The organism is Mesorhizobium erdmanii (assembly GCF_013170725.1).
GTDB lineage: Bacteria > Pseudomonadota > Alphaproteobacteria > Rhizobiales > Rhizobiaceae > Mesorhizobium > Mesorhizobium erdmanii.
Window position 1 is genome coordinate 5874136 of sequence record NZ_CP033361.1, and the last position, 13328, is coordinate 5887463.

General features: G+C 64.7%; 10 protein-coding genes. 4 read left to right on the plus strand and 6 right to left on the minus strand.

Features of this window, described 5'->3' with window-relative positions:
- Positions 1-85 precede the first annotated feature (85 nt).
- Positions 86-2626 carry a GumC family protein gene (locus EB233_RS28330; RefSeq protein WP_064991316.1) on the minus strand — a complete coding sequence of 847 codons (2541 nt, stop codon included), beginning with the start codon at positions 2624-2626 and terminating at the stop codon, positions 86-88.
- A gap of 197 nt (positions 2627-2823) precedes the next feature.
- Here EB233_RS28330 and EB233_RS28335 point away from each other — a divergent pair, with 197 nt between their 5' ends.
- The gene (locus tag EB233_RS28335) at positions 2824-4119 is read left to right on the plus strand and encodes a lipopolysaccharide biosynthesis protein (RefSeq protein ID WP_064991315.1); all 1296 of its coding nucleotides are present in this window, start codon (positions 2824-2826) and stop codon (positions 4117-4119) included.
- Between the two features lie 12 nt (positions 4120-4131).
- On the opposite strand, the gene EB233_RS28340 is transcribed toward EB233_RS28335, so the two are convergent.
- From EB233_RS28340 to EB233_RS28350, 3 genes are read right to left on the minus strand one after another with little or no spacing between them, the layout of a single operon-like run.
- Positions 4132-5055 (minus strand): DUF6492 family protein, encoded by a 924-nt coding sequence (locus EB233_RS28340; RefSeq protein ID WP_064991314.1) that lies wholly within the window; start codon positions 5053-5055, stop codon positions 4132-4134.
- Entirely contained in the window at positions 5052-5831 is a 780-nt protein-coding gene (locus tag EB233_RS28345) for a WecB/TagA/CpsF family glycosyltransferase (RefSeq protein WP_064991313.1), read from the minus strand. Before EB233_RS28345 ends, EB233_RS28340 begins: the two co-directional genes overlap by 4 nt.
- Positions 5828-7000 carry a glycosyltransferase family 4 protein gene (locus EB233_RS28350; RefSeq protein ID WP_064991312.1) on the minus strand — a complete coding sequence of 391 codons (1173 nt, stop codon included), beginning with the start codon at positions 6998-7000 and terminating at the stop codon, positions 5828-5830. The genes EB233_RS28345 and EB233_RS28350 overlap by 4 nt, the downstream gene beginning before the upstream one ends.
- Positions 7001-7171: 171 nt before the next feature.
- On the opposite strand from EB233_RS28350, the gene EB233_RS28355 reads away from it, so the two are divergent.
- The 3 genes from EB233_RS28355 to proC all read left to right on the plus strand — a co-directional run bounded on the left by EB233_RS28355 (position 7172) and on the right by proC (position 10444).
- Positions 7172-8170 (plus strand): glycosyltransferase family 2 protein, encoded by a 999-nt coding sequence (locus EB233_RS28355; protein WP_064991311.1) that lies wholly within the window; start codon positions 7172-7174, stop codon positions 8168-8170.
- Entirely contained in the window at positions 8139-9467 is a 1329-nt protein-coding gene (locus EB233_RS28360) for an O-antigen ligase family protein (protein WP_064991310.1), read from the plus strand. The genes EB233_RS28355 and EB233_RS28360 overlap by 32 nt, the downstream gene beginning before the upstream one ends.
- A gap of 161 nt (positions 9468-9628) precedes the next feature.
- Positions 9629-10444, plus strand: a complete 816-nt coding sequence (gene proC, locus EB233_RS28365; protein WP_027055023.1) for a pyrroline-5-carboxylate reductase — start codon at positions 9629-9631, stop codon at positions 10442-10444.
- Between the two features lie 3 nt (positions 10445-10447).
- On the opposite strand, the gene EB233_RS28370 is transcribed toward proC, so the two are convergent.
- Positions 10448-11764 (minus strand): NAD(P)H-dependent oxidoreductase, encoded by a 1317-nt coding sequence (locus tag EB233_RS28370; protein WP_064991309.1) that lies wholly within the window; start codon positions 11762-11764, stop codon positions 10448-10450.
- 86 nt (positions 11765-11850) lie between these two features.
- A complete protein-coding gene (locus EB233_RS28375; protein WP_064991308.1) occupies positions 11851-13245 on the minus strand; it encodes a multicopper oxidase family protein in 1395 nt (464 codons plus the stop codon).
- Positions 13246-13328: the final 83 nt, after the last annotated feature.

Consider the following 13328-nt stretch of genomic DNA (forward strand, 5'->3'; position numbering starts at 1 on the left):
CACGCAATCCTGCCAAAACGCCGTCCGATGCCGTTTACACGAAACCGGGTTGGTTTTGTTCTGCCTCGGCAACGTATTCGGTGGCTCAGAAATAGCGGCGGCGGGCGCGGCTCTCGGTGAGTTCGCGGACCGCCTCGCGAAATTCGCGCAGGCTGGCGCGGATTTCCTCGATCGGCGCCTGTTCGGCGCTTTCCCCAGCCTGCGAAGGCTCCACCTGGGGCTGCGCCGGATAGGCCGGCGGCTGCGGCGGAGCAGACTGCGGCGGATATGGCGTAGGCCCGGCATGGGGCGCCATGCCCGGGGCGTAAGGGCTGTCTGCCGGCGGCTGCGCCTGCCACGGCTGCATCTGGGGATAGCCGGCCTGCTGTGCGGGGGGATAGGGCGGCGGCGGATAGAGCGGCTGCATCGGCATTATCGGCGACCGCGACGGCGGCCCCATCGGCTGGGAATAGGCGGCATCGAAGCCTGGCGGAAAAGGCGGCCGCGCATAGTCCGACGGCCGGGGCATGAAAGCGGAATCCGGGTTCTGAAAGCCGGAAGGCATGGCAGCATCCGCCGCACCAAAGGCGGCGAACTCGCTGGCATCATTCGCCTCTGCGGAGGGCTTACGGGACACGGCATCGCGCAGCTTTGCCATGAGCGCGGCGATACGCCCGGGCCGTTCGACCGGAGCCGCCTCGGCCTGTGCCGATGGCGCTGGCGGTGCGGGCGGCGGGGGTGGCGCCGGCGGTATCGGCGCTAACGGCATTGGCGGCGCGGGTGGCGGCGCAGCCCGGAATGCCGGCTCTTCGAGGGGCGCCTTGCGGTCGCGGCGCGAGCGCGATGTCGCGGTCTCTCGCAGGCTTTCATAGGCGCCGCGCATGGCGCCAAGGCCGACGCCGGAAGCAAACCCCAGCAGCAGGCCGGCAAGCGCCATCAACGCCCGCGAAGGACCCTTCGCCTCAAGCGGCGCGAAGGCCTTGGAGATGACATTCATATTTGCGGTGTTGATGTCCTTCTGCTCGCCGGTCTCCTTGGCGCGCAGCAGGAACTGTTCATAGACAGAGCGCTTGGCGGCGGCCTCGCGCTCCAGTTCGCGCATCGACACCAGATCGTTGTTGACGTCGCCGCTGCGCACCTTGAGCTGCGCAAGGCGGGAGGAGAGATCCTGTTCGAGCTGGACGGCGCGTTTCAGGTCGACCTGCAGCGAAGAGGCGATGCGGCGCAATTCGCCGGCGATGCGGTCGCGCGCGCCGGCGATCTGCGCGTTGAGCGCCTGGAGTTCGGGATGGCGCGGCCCAAGCCGGATGGCGGCGCGGTCGGCCTCCTGCTTGAGCGTCGCATATTGCGAACGCAGATCGCTCATCGTGTTGGAGTTGATCTCTTCCGGCAAGGTGCCAGAGAGAACCGAATTGACGTCGATTGAACGCGCCGAAGCCGCCCTTGCATTGAGTTCCAGCGTGCGGGCGCGGGCAACCGAGAGCTGTTCGTTGAGCTTCAGCATCTCGTCGTCGCTGATCAGATGGCCCTGCGCGTCGACGAGGTCATGGGAAGCCCTGAAATCCTCGACTTTGCGTTCGGCCGTCTCGACGCCCTTGCGCAGTTCATCGAGCCTAGCGGTCAGTTCGTCGGTCGCACGGCCGGCCGTGTCGGACTGGATCTGACCGAAGGTCTGCAGAAACACATCCGTCATCGTATTGGCGATGAGGGCCGATTTCTCGCCGTTCTGTGTGATCGCGCTGACGGTGATGACGAAGGTCTTGCCGCCACGTTCGACCGAGAGGCTTTCGGCCAGATTGCCCACGGCGAGCGCGCGCCTGCGCACCTCGTCGGCACCGCCTGGGCCATCCTGGTGCGGAAGCAGCGAGCGAATGAGCGACCTGATGCCGAGGCCACCGGATCCCTGGCCATTGAACTCAGGATCGTTGGTCAAATTGAGCTTGTCGACGACCTTGTTCAAAACCGTGCCCGAGGTAAGCACCCGAACCTGGTTTTCGACGATGGCCAGCGTTGCATCGGAAGCGACGACATTCTGCGTGAGGTCACGGTCGGTGAGCTTGAGGTCGCGCGGATCGACGATCAGTTCAGCGGTGGCTTCATATTTCTTCGGTGTCGACAGCGCGATCGCGATGCCAAGCCCGGCGCCGATCAGCGTGGTTGTGATGATCAGCAGTTTCGACCTGGCAATGCCGCGCACCACCTGCATCGGATCGATCAATGGCTTCCACCGCTGGTCGTCGCCGCGACCGCCAGAGGATGCTTCGTCCTGCTGGCGGGATCCGGATGCGTCGTGAAAGCGCGCATTGCCGGAAACCTCCTCCGGGGGCTGCCTCTGGGACGTTAGGTCCGGCGGCAGATCGCCGGTATCGTCCTGCTCCTGCGAGCGCCAGACCTCGTCCCTTGCTGCGGCTTCCGGCTCTGGCGGGGAGCGCCCTGCTCCGGCTACGGCGGATGGCGCCGGGTTCGCCCGCGCCTCGCGCTGCGAACGGGCAAGGCGATGGCGTGTGGCGGCATCTTCGCGCCATGACGGATCTGCCCTATCCCCTATCGAGACCAGGGATGCGTCATCCTCACCGCGCATGGCCTGGCCGAGCGCCAGCAAGGAACGCTCGCGCCTCCAGTCTTCACGGTTGTCCCTGTCGACCATGGTCTTGGAGCTTCACTTTTGGCCGCTTGGCAGCGGCGGTCGGCCATTTGTTAAGTCAAGCTAAACAGGCATGGAAAACAAAAGGTTAATTTTTGCGGCCGGCGCGTAAGCTTTTCATAACCTCAAGCGCGGGTATTTCCTGGCATTCGGACGCCAGAACCGCACGTTAAGTCTTTCCAGCCTATGGCTTCCGCCACATGACCGAAGCTCGCGGCATACCGCAAAGGCGCAATTTCGCCCGGATCGGCACTTTCGTGGCCGAGCGACGGGGGCTGCTACGCGACTATTTCTCCGCCATCAGCGGCGCCGGCGGGCGATTGGTGTTTTCGCTCGCCTATTTCATCGCCCTCGCCAACACCTTGTCCATCTCAGAATTCGGCATGTTCGCCACCGCTTCGGCGGCCGGCGTGATGCTGTCGCGCATCCTGGCCTTCGGTTTCATCTCGGCGCTCTATCGCACCGCCACCATCCGCCCCAACCTGATCGGCACCTTCACCGCCGGCTTCCTGCTGCTCGGCATCGCCTCGCTGCCGCTCCTGGCCGCGGCCTCGTTTGGCGTCTACCTGATCTTCTTCGCCGGGACCGTGCCGCTGTCGGTGTTCTCGGCGATCGTGTTTGCCGAAGCGCTTTTGTGGCGGCCGGTGGAGGTGGCGCTGATCGTCAACAACGGGCTGGGCAAATTCGGCCGCGCCGCGATCCTGGCGATCCTGGCGACAGCGCTGCGGGCGCTTGGCGCGGTGCTGTTCATGCTCTGGGCACAGCACGGCATCTGGGTCTGGTCGTGGTTCTATATCGGTGCCAATGCCGCTTCGCTGGTTCTGGCTTTCGGCTGGTTCTATCCGCGCCAAAGACTACGGCTGCGCATCGAGCTCTATCTGCGGCGGCTTGCCGATTCCCTCTATGTTGCCGGCGCCGAGATCCTGTTCTACCTGCAATCGGAATTCGACAAGCTGCTGGTCCTGGCGATCGGTGGCCCGCATCTGGCCGGCATCTACGCCATCATCATGCGGCTGGTCGACCTGACCGCAATCCCGATCCGCACCTTCTCAATGATGCTGGTGCAGCGCATGATGCGCGCGCCGGACCTGTTGTCGCGGCTGGCGGTCAAGAGCGGCATCGAGGGCGGCGTCTTCCTGGTTTCGACGCTGGCGCTGCTGGCGCTCGGTATCGTGCTGCATTTCTTCCCCAACGCACTCGGCAGGAACGTCTCCGAGGCCGCGCCCCTGGTGGCGCTGGCGATCTGCGTTCCGGGATTGCGCAATCTGGTCGAATACCAGGCCGAGCTGCTCTTCGCGCGCGGCCAGACGGCGGTGCGGGCGCTCAATCTCGGCCTGCTCGCCGCACTCAAGGCGCTTCTGCTGACCTACGTGCTGACCACCATCTCCGATACGTCGAAGCTGGTGCTGTCGCTCAACATCGTCTTCCTGCTGCTCTATCTCGCCTCGATGCTGCTGACCTATTCGGCGCTGCGCAAGCCGGCGAAGGCGATCTGAATCCGGCGCGGGCTAATCCAATCCGATCAGGCGGCGAATGCGGCCGATATCGGTGCCGATGAAGGATTGCATGCCGATCGCCACTTGCTCGGGCGCCATTCCGGCAACGAAGCGGCGGAACTCGTCGTCCGACAGCGCCTCACCCGTCCAGTGGACGCGGCAGAATTCTTCCGAACCATGGAAGTGCCCTGCTCCCTCCAGCAGATCGTCGACATAGCGGCCATAGATCATGCATTCGGAGAATCTGCGCGCCGAGCCGACGACCTCGACCCAGTCACGGCCATGCACCTTCTCGATCTGGCCGCACATGGCAAGCACCGTGTCGCGGCGCCAGGCGATCAGCGTCGAAATATAGTCGTGGGTCGATGTGCGGGACGGGTCGATACCGAGCGCCGAACCCGCATTGCGCGACCAGATGCGATGCTCGTCATGCCCCTCATCCGCCAGCACGCCGTCCCGGCGGAACAGCCGTGCCTTGCCTTCGCGCCAAAAGGCGGCGCAGTCGAACGCCTTCAGGAAAGCGACGTCGGAATCGCAGAAGACAAGAACGTCTTCCCTGGCATGCCGCGCGATGGCGATGCGACGCAGCTGCTGCACGTGCCAGCCGCGCAGCGGCTGCGTCTTCAGGCTGAGCCAGACGCGCCGGCGAAACAGGCTGAGCGGATCGTCGAAAGCGCGCAGCCAGCGCGGCAGCAGGTCGCGCTCGTCGACGACGGTGCGCCGGTCTGTCTCCAGCTGGCGGAAAAGCGCGACGTCGCGATGTTCGACCAGGATGTAATGATGCGCCGTGCCGGAGACATGCCGGTCCAGGGTCTCGCACAACAGCCGGCAACGCTCGAAGTCCGGCGCGTAGCTTGCCGTCACCACCGACGCCGTCGGCGTCTTCGACAACAGACCCGGGCCGGCACGAGCGTCTGGAACGAACCGCTTGTTCACCGAAACTCTCCGCGCGACAGGCACTGCTTGAAGACCCGCCACAGGAAGACGGGATTGCCGACCACGTAGCGGCGCCAGAGCCGGCCTGGCTCGACCGCCAGCCGGAACAGCCATTCCAGGCGCAGGCGGCGCATCCAAAGCGGCGCGCGCGGCACCGAGCCGCTCAGAAAATCGAGCAGCGCGCCGACCGCGACCGGCATGGTGCAATGGCGTTCGTCGATATGGCGTGCGATCCACAGTTCCTGGCGCGGCACGCCCATGGCGACCAGCAGCATATCGGGCCGCAACGCCGCGATCCGGCCGATGATCTCCGGCTCCTGCGCGGAGGAGAAATAGCCATCGTGAATGACCACGAAATTGTGCTGCACGGCTAGTGCGGCCAACTTGACCGACGCCGCCTCGGCATTGATACGCGTCGCGCCGAGAAGGCCGACGGTCAGCGGCTTCGTCGAAGCCTGCAGGAAGGCCGGCACGAAATCGGTGCCGTTGAGATTGTCTGGAAACGGTTCTCCATAAAGAAGCTTGGCGGCGAGATCGACGCCGATGCCGTCCGGCAGGATAAGGAAATCGTCGAGCGCCTCGGCGAAGTCCGGATCTGAATAGGCGATGTTGGCATTGTGGGCGTTGAGGAAACTGACCTTGGTGAAGCGCCGCTCGGCGATCAGGCGGGTGAGCAGGGCGATCGCGTCGTCCCAGCGGATGGCGAGCACCGAGATGCCGAGGATCGCCTTCAGGTTATCGTGCCCGAACGCGGCGCGGGCGGTGTGCATGTTCATGCGAGCACCTCATGCCTGACCGTCCCGAGTTTTTCCAAGCCGAGCCGGATGGCGACATCGAGCGCCTCGACCTGCCGGCGATGGAACGCACTGCCATCGACATCCCGGACGTTGGCCGCCGCGGCCTCCAGGGCCCTGGCGAAGTTGGCCGGATCGTCGGTGACGACGCAATTGCCGGGGCGATGGTCGATGCCGCGCAGCGAGCGGCTGGTGGCGACCGAAGGCAGGCCGAGTTCGAATGTCTCGATGGTCTTCAGTTGCACGCCGCTGCCGGCGGTGCTGATCAGCGGGATGACCGCCGCGCCGCAGACGAACGCCCTGGCATCCGGGACACGGTCGACAAACTCGACGCCCGGATGCGTCGAGGTGATGCCGGACGGCATGTGGCCGGCGATGCGGACGCGGAAATCCGGCCTTAGATGCGGCACGACCTTGCCCAGAAACCAGTCGAGGCCGATGCGGTTCGGCTGCCAGGTCCAGGTGCCGATCAATGCCGCGTCGCAGTCGATCCGGCGCGGACCTTTGTGGGCGGGCGCTTTGGCGCCGGTCACCAGAGGCAGCACCGCCGAGCGGTCGTCGGAGGCGACGCCAAGCGCCGCACGGTCTTCCCCGGCCAGCGTGAAGACGAAGCGCGCACGACGGCAAAGGCGCTGTTCCACGACCTCGAGCAGCCTTGCCTCGCGCCGGAACAGCAGGCGCTGGAAGAGACTGCCGGCGGCAGCGGCGTTCTCCCGCGCCGAGAGATGCTCGACATTGTGGGCGACGAAGATCGATGGCCGGTCTTCGAAGAGCTTCTCGAAGGCACCAGCGAACTGGACGGAATTCAGCACATAGCCATCGAACGGGCCGGCCTGTTGGATGGCGGTTTTCACATCGCGGGCGGACACGGCACGCAGCTTGACCGACGCGAAGGTGAGGCCCGAAAGCATCGCCTTGCCGACCCAGGCGAGCTTCAGCGGTGCCGAGGCACTTTCGGTGCGCACGTCGATAGCGCCCAGCACCACGGTGTTTTCGGGGTCGGCCGCGGCCTTCCCCGGCCAGGTGAAGCCGATGACCGTGACGCGCGCGCCGCCGCGCCGCAAAGCGGCGATGATCGCAGCATTGGCGATCTCGTAGCCCGAGGCGAGAGCACCGTCGGGCACGATCGATGTGACGAACAGCAGATGCATCTCACCTATCCTGTGGTGTAGCCGGTAGCAAAGCGCGATGAACCCTTGATTAAGCGAGCTCAACCAACGCTGGAAAGCCCGCGTCGGGCGGACCTCTCCGCGCAAGGTGATTAACGAAACCTTATCACCGTGGTGCTACCAGAACCCCAACTCGGATGTGGCTGGACACGGATGATCCCTTTGCCATCGGATGGTTCGGTATCGATCGCCGGACGGTCTCCCCGGCTTGACGTGGAGGCCGTCGAAGCGGTCGTCACCTTGCCGACCTTCAAGCGGCCCGAACAGGTGCTAGAGACGCTGGCGTCGCTTGGCGGACAGAAGACCGGCAGACGCTTTGCCGTCATCGTCATGGAGAACGAAGCCGAGGCGCGTGAGGGCGCCAAGGCGGTGCTGCCGCTGTTCGAGCGCGGCGAAATCCCGGGCATGGTCATCATCGCACATCAGCGCGGCAATTGCAGCGCCTACAATGCCGGCTGGCAGACGGCGATCCTGCACTTCCCCAACTTCAGGCATCTGCTGGTGATCGACGATGACGAGATCGCCGATCCGCGCTGGCTGGAACGCATGTGCACGGCCGCCGAAGCGCTCGGCGCCGATATCGTCGGCGGTCCGCAGGTGCCAGTCTTCGCCGATCCCGCCCATGCCAAATGGGCCGGGCACCCGGTCTTCGCACCGCCCTACATGGAGACGGGACGTGTACCGGCGCTCTATTCGTCGGGCAATCTCCTGGTCGGGCGCAACGTGCTGGTCGGCATGGGGCCGCCCTTCCTCGATCTCAGATTCAATTTCATGGGCGGCGGTGATTCCGATTTTCTCAGCCGATCGGCGCAAAGAGGTTTTGTGCTCGGCTGGTGCGCCGAAGGCCAAGTGCGCGAAACCGTTCCTGCGCGGCGTGTCGAAGCCGACTGGATCCGGGCCCGCAGCCTTCGCAATGGCGTCATCTCGACGCTGGTCGAGAAGAAGAAACGCGCCGGCACGCCGCTGGCCGGCGCCAAGGTCTTGGCGAAAAGCCTGGCGCTGCTTGCCGCCGCGCCGCTTCGCGGCCTGATCCGGCTGGCGCGGACAGGATCGCCGGCGATCGCCATCTATCCCGTCCATGTGGCGCTGGGCCGCGTGATGGCCGAATTCGGATATGCCAATGAGCAGTATCGCCAGCCCGAGAAAAACTGAGCGCGCGCCGCTCTGCGATGCGTTCACCCGCGACGGCGTGGCGACGGCGATCGCGGCACTGCTGTTCACCGTCATCATGGTGTCGTTTCGGCCGTTCCAGCCGGCCGGCGCCGAACTCACCGGCGACGGCGGCGACATCGTCAACCAGCTCGGCTTCGGTTCGCTCGGCGCCGTTTCGATCTTTTCGCTGATGGCCTTCGCCGATCCGCGCATCGTGCGCTCGCTGCTCAGCCCGTCCTGGGTGCTGATGCTGGGTTTCTTCTTCCTGTCGGTGGTGCTGGCAACCGACCCGCCCTCGGCGATGCGTGCAGCGTCCTTCACCATGATCGGCATCCTGACGATGGCGACCATCCTGGCGCTGCCGCGCGATGCCGAGTCCTTCTCCAAAGTCATCATCTTCACCGCGGTGGTGGTGATGGGACTTTCCTATGTCGGCCTGATCGTCTTTCCGCACGAAGCGCTGCACACGGCCGACTCCCAGGAGCCGGAACATGCCGGCCTGTGGCGCGGCGTGTTCACCCACAAGAACATCGCCGGCCCGATCATGGCCTGCTTCAGTTTCGCGGGACTCTACCTATACAGGCGCGGGCAGCGGTGGTGGGGCGCGGGCATCTTCTGCGCGGCGATGATCTTCATGCTGCACACCGGCTCCAAGACCACCGCCGGCCTGGTGCCGTTCTCGATCCTGATTGTCGTGCTGCCGAGCCTGATGGGCATGCGGCTCGGCACACCGATCCTGTTTGCGTTGGCGATCATCGCCACGGCGGTCGGCACGCTGGGCATCGTCTTCCTGCCGCCGGTCAAACATCTGGCGGCGATCTATTTCCCCGACATGACCTATACCGGGCGCACGACGCTATGGGAGTTCGCCGGCTCGATGCTGGCGAAGAAGCCATGGACCGGCTACGGTTATGAAAGCTTCTGGGGCACACCGCTGCTACTCAACCAGGATCAGCCCTTCGACCGTCCCTGGGACATCAGGACCATCGTGCACGGCCATGACGGCTATCTCGACATCGCCGTGCTGATGGGCATCCCCGCCCTTTGCGTGGCGGTCTACACCTTCCTCATCGCGCCGCTGCGCGACTACATGCGCATCCCGCTGCGCAGGGAAAACATCTTTCTCGGCGACTTCTTCATGATGGTGGTGCTGTTTACCGCGCTCAACGCTTTCCTCGAAAGCTTCTTCTTCCACCGCGGCGATCCGGTGTGGCTGTTCTTCGTGCTCGGCGTGCTTGGCCTGAGGCAGGTGTCGCTGCGGGCGATCCCGGTGCGCAACCCCTCTCGTGCGGCTTGACAGGGCTTCCCCAGCGAAGCGCGAGCGTCTATGTCAGGGCCTTCTTGGAGCGGGTCAGGGTTTGATGGAACCGCCGAACCGCTCTAACTCTTTGTTTTTACGCAATTCCGAACGGAAAACCGTTACACACTTTATCCTGGAATTGCTCTAGGAGGGCTCCAATGACGATCAGGCTTGTTCTCGCCGGCTGCGGCAATATGGGTTACGCCATGCTCTCGGGCTGGCTCAAATCCGGCAAGCTTGCACCATCGACGGTTTTCGTGGTCGAGCCCAATGCCGATCTGCGCCAGCGCGCTGCAACGCTTGGCTGCGCCACATCTGCGGATGCCAGCGAGATTCCAGCCGGCGCCGTGCCCGATCTCGTCGTCATCGCAGTGAAGCCGCAGGTGATCCGCGACGTCACCGCCGCCTACAAGCGTTTCGGCGATGGCCGCACCACCTTCGTCAGCATCGCCGCCGGCACGCCGGTCGCCACTTTCGAGGAAATCCTGGGCAGCCGCGCACCGATCGCGCGTTGCATGCCCAACACGCCCGCTGCCATCGGCAAGGGCATGATGGTGGTTTTTTCCAACCGGCTCGTCTCCGACGATACAAAGCGTTTCATCGCCGACCTTTTGTCGGCAAGCGGCGAAGTGGCCACCATTGACGATGAAGGCCTGATGGACGCGGTGACGGCCGTATCGGGATCTGGGCCGGCCTATATCTTCCACTTCATCGAAGCGATGACCGTGGCTGCCGAGAAGGCGGGCCTGCCGGCGGCGACCGCCAAGCTGCTCGCCATGCAGACCGTCTATGGCGCCGCCTCGCTGGCTGCCGAAAGCCGCGAGGACCCGGGCGTGCTGCGCCAGCAGGTGACCAGCCCGAACGGCACGACGGCGGCAGCACTTGGCGTGCTGATGGGCGAGGATCGGTTGACCAATCTGCTCACGCAGGCGGTTGAAGCGGCGCGGCTGCGGTCGATCGAACTGGGGAAATAAAACTCAGTTCGTCCCGTACAGCATCTCATCCTGCAGCCGGCGCAAGGCGAACAGCCTCGTCGTCTGGTCCGGCGCGGCATTGTCGGTGGTCAGCAATTCGCCCTTGCTGACCGGTTTCAGCACCTTGCCGCCCTCGAGCAGGCCGACCGGCACGGCGCGCCGACTGCGGGCTTCGCCGACGGTCATGGTCCAGGAGCGATAGCAGGTCTCGCCGATCGCATCGAAAGTCTCGCCGGCGGCGAGATCGCGCTTGGCCACCGCGCAGACCTCGGCGACCGGCCGTGGCAGCGGCACCATGTCGGGCTTGCCGAACAGCACGATGCGCGCGGCGGTCAACGGCACTTCCAGCGACGTCAGATGATAGGGCCGGAACAGGCTGTAATAGGGACCATGGCCGATATGCAGATCGTCCATGCGCTCGATGATGCGCGGATGCGTCGCCTCGACGATGACGAAGACGCCGGGCGCCACGCCCTTGCCGATGGTGTAGTCGACGACCCCCTTCTTCAGCAACAGCCCGCCATCCCCGCGCGGGATCAGCACCTTGACGAGATCGTCGCGGTCGGCCTTGGGGCCGTGCATGCCGGGCACGTCGGGCACCAGGCCGGTGGCGTTGGCGATGGCACACATCTCGACCATGGTTTTGGAGCCGTCGACGAACTCGACCAGCATGCGCGGGTTCATGTTGCGGCGGTTCGCTTCCTCACGATAGTCGTCGGGCACGGCATCGTGGTTGAGCGGATTGTTCTTGCCCTTGCCGGCCGAGACGATGGTCAGGCCGAGCGCGGACGCGAACTCGATCAGTTCCATGCAGCTCGACGGTTCGTCGCCGGCGCCGACCGAATAGACCACGCCAAGCCGGTCGGCTTGCTGCTTGAGATAGCAGCCGATGGTGACGTCGGCCTCGACATTCATCATCACCAGATGCTTGCCATGCTCCATCGCCATCACGTCGAAATCGGCGGCGACGCCCGGCTTGCCGGTGGCGTCGATGACGACGTCGATGAGCGGATTGGTGACCAGCATCTCGTTGGAGGTAACGGCGATCTTTCCCGCCTCGATCGCGGCGGTGACTTTCGATGCGGTGTCGGCCTCGACCGCCATCGCTTTGTCGCCATAAGCGATGCGAATGGCCTCGCGCGCGGTGTGCGGGCGCCGTGTAGAGACGGCGCAAACCGAAATGCCCGGCATCAGCATGCCCTGCGTGACCAGGTCGGTGCCCATTTCGCCCGAACCGATGACGCCGATGCGCACCGGTCGGCCCTCGGCGGCACGGCTAGCGAGATCGCGGGCAAGGCCGGTCAAGGCGACATTGGTCATGCGGGATGTCCACAACTTCTTGATTTTGGATGCGGCAATAGCAGGGAACCACCCGCTTTTGCCAACGAAACTAATCGGACATGGCTTCAGACCACCCTGACGTAGCTTGTCATGCCCGATTTCTGGTGCTCGATGATGTGGCAGTGCAGCAGCCAGTCGCCGGGATTGTCGGCAACGAAGCCGAGGCTGACCTTCTCGTTGGGCTGGATGAGATAGGTGTCGGAAATCAGCGGCTGAACCGGTCGCGTCGACGACGACAGCACCTTGAAGCTCATGCCGTGCAGATGCATCGGATGCGACTGCGGCGTCAGGTTCTCCATGTCGATGACATAGCTCTTGCCGAGCTTCAGTTCGGCCAACGGCGTCGTCGGATCCGGTGTATCACCTGGCCAGGGCACCTTGTTGATGGCCCAGAAGCCGTAGCCGAGCGAACCGCAGATGCCGTCGCTCGGGATGTTTTCCGCCGTGGCACTGAGCGCCAGCGAAATATGCTGGGCGCTGGCCAGATCCACCTCCGCCACCGGATTGGCTTCCAACGGTGCGACATCGCGAACGTCCCGCTTGAACGACATGCCCGCTGCCCGCAGGGTCGCCAGGATTTTGGGCTTGGTGCCCCTGACGTCCCGCAGGCTGACCACCGCGCCCTCCTGGTCGGGCATGCGGATCGCGAGTTCCATGCGCTGTCCCGGCCCGAGCAGCAAGGCATCGGGTGAAAAGCGCTCAGGCACCGGATTGCCGTCCAACGCCATCACCATCGCCTCGGCCCCATCGACCCGGAAAGCGTAGATGCGCGTGACATCGGTGAACGCCACGCGCAGCCGCACCAGCCCCCCTGCCGGCGCGTCATATTGCGGCTGGTCGAGCCAGTTGGCGGTGCGCACCGTGCCGTAAGTGCCGGTTCTCGCGGCATCACGCGGCCGGAACTGATCGATGAACTGGCCGTCGTCGCCAAGACGCCAGTCGCGCAGATTGAGGACGAATTCGGCGTCGAATTTCGGATCGTTCGGATTCTCGACCACGATCACGCCGGTCAGGCCGTGGCCCATCTGCTCCAGCGTGTTGCAGTGCGGGTGATACCAGAAGGTGCCGGCGTCGGGCGGCGTGAAGGCGTAGTCGAAATGGTCGCCAGTGTAGACGTAAGGCTGCACCAGGAAGGGCACGCCATCCATCTTGTTCGGCAGGCGGATGCCGTGCCAGTGGATTGTCGTCGGATCATCGATGGCGTTGATCAGACGCGCGGCGAAGGGCTCACCCTTCTTCATCCTCAGCACCGGCGGCATTCCGGCATTGCCATAGGTCAGCACATTGTCGGTCGGACCGACATCCATCAGCTTCGTCTGGATTTTCGCCGTCTGCAGCACCACCGGTTGCGGGCTGGCGGCGGCCCAGCCGCCAAGCCTGCCAATGGCCGAGAGCCCGACCCCGCCGGCGCCAGTGACAGCGGCCATTTTCAAGAGCCTGCGGCGTGTCAATCCGGTCATTCAGCGCTCCAACTGCAAGGCCTGGGATTTAGCGCCGTCTTGGATCACAGGCGAGCTACCAGTGCAAATGCAGATCTTGGTAC

Bases quoted from the DNA above. Each gene is read 5' to 3' on its own strand.
- EB233_RS28375 (WP_064991308.1), bottom strand. From the start codon at position 13,245: ATGACCGGATTGACACGCCGCAGGCTCTTGAAAATGGCCGCTGTCACT.
- EB233_RS28355 (WP_064991311.1), top strand. From the start codon at position 7,172: ATGATCCCTTTGCCATCGGATGGTTCGGTATCGATCGCCGGACGGTCT.
- EB233_RS28360 (WP_064991310.1), top strand. From the start codon at position 8,139: ATGAGCAGTATCGCCAGCCCGAGAAAAACTGAGCGCGCGCCGCTCTGC.
- EB233_RS28345 (WP_064991313.1), bottom strand. From the start codon at position 5,831: ATGAACATGCACACCGCCCGCGCCGCGTTCGGGCACGATAACCTGAAG.
- EB233_RS28370 (WP_064991309.1), bottom strand. From the start codon at position 11,764: ATGACCAATGTCGCCTTGACCGGCCTTGCCCGCGATCTCGCTAGCCGT.
- proC (WP_027055023.1), top strand. From the start codon at position 9,629: ATGACGATCAGGCTTGTTCTCGCCGGCTGCGGCAATATGGGTTACGCC.
- EB233_RS28335 (WP_064991315.1), top strand. From the start codon at position 2,824: ATGACCGAAGCTCGCGGCATACCGCAAAGGCGCAATTTCGCCCGGATC.
- EB233_RS28330 (WP_064991316.1), bottom strand. From the start codon at position 2,626: ATGGTCGACAGGGACAACCGTGAAGACTGGAGGCGCGAGCGTTCCTTG.
- EB233_RS28350 (WP_064991312.1), bottom strand. From the start codon at position 7,000: ATGCATCTGCTGTTCGTCACATCGATCGTGCCCGACGGTGCTCTCGCC.